We start from the raw sequence: 5,670 nt of genomic DNA on the forward strand, positions 1-5,670 counted from the left end.
AATAATTGGTAATTGATAATTGAATAATAGATAATTCGCCATTCACCATTAACTACCCAATTTTTACTTTTTACTTTTTACTTTTTACTTTTGACTTTTTATTTTTTACTTTTTTCTATTCCCAACTCACGCTGACCACTGCTAAGCAATAATCTCGTTAACCACCTTACCCCTTGTATCTGTTAACCTGAACGGCCTGCCCTGGAAATTAAAAGTGAAACGCTCATGATCAAATCCAAGCTGGTTAAGGATGGTAGCCTGTATATCAAATGGCTCTACTTTGCCACTGATGGCAGCGTAGCCAATTTCATCCGTTTCTCCATAACTAAATCCTTTTTTAATACCGCCGCCCGCCATCCACATGGTAAATGCTTCTGTATGATGATCTCTTCCTTTGAAAGGCATTTTTTTACCTTCCCTGTTTTCCTGCATGGGTGTTCTGCCAAACTCTCCCCCCCATACTATCAGGGTTTCATCTAACAGGCCACGCTGTTTTAAATCCAGTATTAATGCAGTGATTGCCTTATCCGTTTGTTTACATTTATTTACAAGTCCAAGGTCGATAGCAAGCTCTGCATTGGTGCCATGACTATCCCAACCCCAATCGAAAAGCTGAACAAAGCGCACGCCTTTTTCTACTAATTTCCTCGCCAGCAAAGCGTTGTTAGCAAAGCATGCTTTGCCAGGCTGCGTGCCATACATTTCATGGATATAGGAAGGCTCGTTGTTAATATTCATCACTTCGGGCGCAGCTATCTGCATCTTATATGCCATTTCATATTGAGCAATACGGGAAAGAATTTCAGGGTCTTTATACTCCTGGTATTCTACTTCATTTACCTGGTTGATTGCATCGATAGATGCCTTTCTTAGGTCTCTGTCGATGCCCTCCGGATCGTTGATGAACAAAACCGGATCTCCTTCGCTTCTGCACTGAACCCCCTGATAAACACTGGGCAAAAAACCACTACCCCAAACACTTTTACCGGCATCGGGATTTTGTCCGCCGCTGGTAAGCACAACAAACCCCGGTAAGTTTTGATTTTCTGAACCAAGGCCATAAGTAACCCAGGAGCCAATACTTGGCCGACCTAATCTTGCCGAGCCCGTCTGCATCATCAGCTGTGCAGGCGCATGATTGAACTGATCTGTACTTACTGCTTTTAACAAACATATTTCATCAACCACCGATGACAGGTGCGGAAGGTTATCGCTCATCCAGATACCGCTACTTCCATTTCTTGAAAACTTTGCCTGCGGACCAAGCATTTTGGGCACACCCCTTATAAATGCAAACCGCTTTCTTTCCAGCAAAGACGGCGGACAATCCTGCCCGTCCATTTTCATCAGTTCCTCTTTGTAATCAAATAATTCAAGTTGCGAGGGAGCACCTGCCATGTGCAGGTATATTACACTTTTGGCTTTACCCAAAAAAGGTGGTGCCTTGGGTAATAAAGGATATGCTGGGTCAAACGAAACCGGATTGGTAACGGAAGTACTGTTGCAACCTCCCAACAATGCACCTAATGCCAGTGAACCAAGTCCCATGGCACTTTCTTTTATAAAGTGACGCCTTGAGTTAACCCGGGCATGGTGCTGAATGGCTTCCTGCACCAAGCGTTGGGTATTTAATTCTTTTTGGGTCATGCTTTAGGTTGATTAAAGATGAACGAAAAAATCAGGTTGTTTTTACAGCATTCCATGTTGCGAATTAATTTTTTGTAACCACTTCATCTAAATTTAAAAGGACGTTTGCTACCACTGTTAATGCAGCTGTTTCTGCTCCGCCAGCAGTTGCATTTATGCCCATCACTTTATTGATTTTTTTACCGTTGCTTTTAAAACTGCTAAAGGCCGTGTTGTATAATTTCAGCAAAGCCTGCAAACTTTTTTCGTCGATAGCATGATTGGTTGCCAGCTTGAAGCCTGTTGCAATCTGATTGCTGGCAGCTACTCCACCCTGCTGTTTCATACGGTTTGCAAAATGCCTTGCAATATCCAGGAAAGCAGAATCATTTAAGGTGGTAAGCGCCTGCAAAGGCGTGTTGGTGCTGATTCGCCTTACAGTACATACTTCTCTTGATACTGCATCAAAAGCCATCATAGAGGGATAGGCTGCGGAGCGTTTCCAATAAGTGTACAATGCCCGTCGATATTGGTCTTCTCCTTTACTCTGTACCCATTTTTCACCGCTCCAGGGCGACAGCCAAATGCCATTAGGCTGGTAAGGATAAACAGAAGGGCCATACATTTTGCTGCTCATCAAACCACTGATACAAAGGGCCTGGTCCCTCACCTGCTCTGCTGTTAATCGAACCCTGGAAGAACGGCTGTAAAATTTATTGTAAGGATCTTTTTGCAATGCAGCGGGCGTTACCGCAGCATCCTGCTGGTAGGTGGCGCTTAGTACAATCGATTTGATCAGTTTTTTAATACTCCATTTATCTGTGTGCATCAGGCGATAGCTTAACCAATCCAGCAGTTCTGGATGCGTTGGTGCAATACCCTGCGAGCCCATATCTTCCAGTGTTTCTGCCAAGCCAGTTCCAAATAGTTGTTGCCAGATGTGGTTCACCAGGGTTCGGGCTGTTAATGGATTTTGATCGGACGTTAGCCAACTGGCCAACCCGAGCCTGTTTTTGGGCGCATCGGCAGGAAACGGGTTTAAAGAATGTGGTACATCTGCAGTTACTTTTTTACCTTTCACCAACCAGTTACCCCGCTCAAAAACATAAGAAGTACGATGGAGGGAAGCAGGATTTTCCATCATGATGGGTGTGGTGGGTACATCTGCCGTAAGCAGCTTCCAGTAGGCATCTTTGTTGGCAGCAAATCCTTTTTTATCTACTCCCGAAAGTTTATCTGTAAAATAAAACCAATCGAATGTTACACCATTTGTTTCGGGAGAAGTAATCGTTGGATTGCTGTAGCTGAAATATAAATTATGCCGCCCCGCCGTAACAAATAGGTTTGATGCTGCGATCGTCCATCCATTTTTCAATGGCACGATGGGGATGATTGCAATAACTTTCCCTTTGGGGTTATCAAGATGTATTGTCCAGGTGCCGCCGCTGATGGTTGACTGGTAGCGGTAAATAAGTTGATTTTTATTCTGCAGCTCTAGATTTTGTAAGCGGCAACTGGCATTATTCCGGAGGGCAAGCCATTTGGTATCGCTTAGTTCTGCATTTACAAAACTATCAGCAGTTAATGAGTTAATAGCAGGTTGCCAGGTTTTTAAAAAAGTGTACGCTTCTGCTGCTTTTGCAGGATTATCGTTCTGCTGAATCCAGTTGGCTACCTTATCCAACTCCAGTTTCATCGAATCGTTGTAGTGCCGCAACAGCGGATAATCTGCTTCTGTATCCTCATCCCTGGTATCATTAAAAAAGGCCATGAATTTATAATAATCATCGTGTTTAAAAGGATCATAAGGATGGCTATGACATTGTACGCATGCAAAAGTGGTACCCATGGTTGCCTGCCAGGTAGTGTTAACCCTGTCCATTACGGCGGATGTTCTGAACTCTTCGTTATCCGTGCCGCCCTCATCATTGGTCATGGTATTGCGATGAAAGGCAGAAGCTATATAATCATCATCTGTAGGGTTGGGCAAAAGATCACCTGCAATTTGTTCGGTTAAAAACCGGTCGTAAGGCTTGTCGTCGTTAAACGCATGAATGAGCCAATCTCTGTATCTCCATATGTTGCGGTTTACATCCCGTTCATAACCTTTTGTATCAGCATACCTTGCTAAATCAAGCCAAAACGAAGTCCACTTTTCCCCGTATTTTGGCAAGGCAAGCAATGAATCAACCAGTGTTGCGTAGGCTGATTCACTGTTATCAGCTAAATATTTTTTCGCAAGATTTTCTGGTGCCGGCATCCCGATAATATCCAGGCTTACCCTGCGTAACAAGGTTTGTTTATTGGCTTGTTTAGAAGGTGCCAACTCCTGCTCATTTAATTTTTGTTCAATAAAAAGATCTACCTCGTTTTTTGCCCAACTGCTTTTTTTATTGATCAATCCAAAGAAAGTAGTTGGCAAAGGAACAGGAGTATTTTTAACGGGAGTATAGGCCCAATGATCGCCCCATTTGGCTCCTTGTTTTATCCATTTGCTAAACAGGTTAATTTCTTCTTTGGTCAGCGGATCATGTTTATAGGGCATTCTTTCTTCGGGGTCCTTATTGGTAATGCGCCGCATTAGTTCGCTTTTTGCAGGTTCCCCGGGGATAATAGCAGGCTGACCCGATTCGGTTACAGCCATGGCTTCTTCCCTGAATAAAAAACTAAACCCTCCCTTTTGTTTTACACCACCATGACAGGATATGCAGTGCTTGTTGATGATTGGTTTTATTTGTGTAGTAAAATCAACTGTATCTTTCTTGCCAATCCATGCAAAAGAAATGATGGAAAGCACCAGCACCAGCAAGGCAATAATTAATATGGAGCTGATTGATTTCATTTAAAAGAATATTGGTTGATGGCTTCCGGATATTTTTTTATTGGTTGAAAAATACCAGCTGCAAGGCAAACCGTCGTTATTAAAAAACACAATTTTAATTAAATGCTAATCTACGAAAGTTAAAGCTTGGTGCAGTTTGATTCCACAATTAATTAAGATCAGCTCTCAAAGAAACGATTTTAATTTTTATGAAGCCTGATCCAGAAACTAGCATCTATGGCACAAAGAATCATAAATTGAAACAGAAAGTGCACTCATTAAATGTTGAAATACCTCACTTCTGCGCCAATTATCCACAACAAAATATTTCAAATTTATTTTCATTTTATTTGTACGAATTTTGATGTATTCACGTGAGTCAATCAGTCAACATTTAACCCGGACATTTTGAAATTAGCAGCAATAGATATAGGCAGCAATGCGGCAAGGCTTTTAATTACAGAGGTAGTGAAAGATGATAAAGCAAACGAATCATTTAACAAGCTAAATCTCGTGAGAGTTCCGCTGAGGCTGGGTTTTGATGTATTTGATCTCGGCCATATATCTAAACCCAAAATGGGTATGATGCTGCAAACGATGAAGAGTTTTAAGCATTTATGTAATGCATATGAAGTGTCACACATTATAGCCTGCGCCACCAGTGCCATGCGGGACGCAACCAACAGCCAGGATATTATCCGTAAAGTAAAATTAGAAACAGGCATTTCCATAGAAGTTATAACCGGGGATTTTGAAGCAGGTCTGATTTATGAAAATCATGTTGCCGAGAAAATGGATAAAGACCACAGCTACCTCTACATTGATGTGGGCGGCGGCAGTACAGAATTATCTTTTTTCAGTAATGGCATTCTCATCTACAAAAAATCGTTCAACATCGGAACCATACGGCTGTTGAAAAATATGGTGACAGATGTTGAGTGGGACACAATGAAGGAAACCATTCGTGCCTTTACCAAAGGTCACCAGGAAGTGGTGGCAATTGGAAGCGGAGGAAACATCAACAAAGTATTCTCAATGAGCAAGAAGAAAGATGGTAAGCCACTTTCCCTTGAATTGCTAAGGGATTATTATAAAGAGCTAAGCAGTGTTACGCTTGCTGAAAGAATTGTTAAATACGCTTTAAGGGAAGACAGGGCAGATGTAATTGTTCCGGCCTTACTTATATATATCAATGTGATGCGATGGGCTGGCGCCCTGGAAAT

3 protein-coding genes are annotated in these 5,670 nt (G+C 42.1%); 1 reads left to right on the top strand and 2 read right to left on the bottom strand.

Features of this window, described 5'->3' with window-relative positions; genetic code table 11:
- Nucleotides 1-141: 141 nt before the first annotated feature.
- Together H7254_RS17515 and H7254_RS17520 are read right to left on the bottom strand one after the other, a co-directional pair.
- Nucleotides 142-1,647: a DUF1501 domain-containing protein gene (locus tag H7254_RS17515; RefSeq protein ID WP_301934201.1), complete on the bottom strand. Its 1,506-nt coding sequence runs from the start codon at nucleotides 1,645-1,647 to the stop codon at nucleotides 142-144.
- Nucleotides 1,648-1,711: 64 nt separating this feature from the next.
- Entirely contained in the window at nucleotides 1,712-4,468 is a 2,757-nt protein-coding gene (locus tag H7254_RS17520) for a DUF1553 domain-containing protein (protein ID WP_301934202.1), read from the bottom strand.
- A gap of 387 nt (nucleotides 4,469-4,855) precedes the next feature.
- On the opposite strand from H7254_RS17520, the gene H7254_RS17525 reads away from it, so the two are divergent.
- Nucleotides 4,856-5,670 (top strand): exopolyphosphatase (locus H7254_RS17525; RefSeq protein ID WP_301934203.1); only part of this gene is annotated, 815 nt, incomplete at its 3' end.

The sequence above is a fragment of the Ferruginibacter sp. genome (assembly GCF_014377975.1).
Lineage (GTDB): Bacteria > Bacteroidota > Bacteroidia > Chitinophagales > Chitinophagaceae > Ferruginibacter.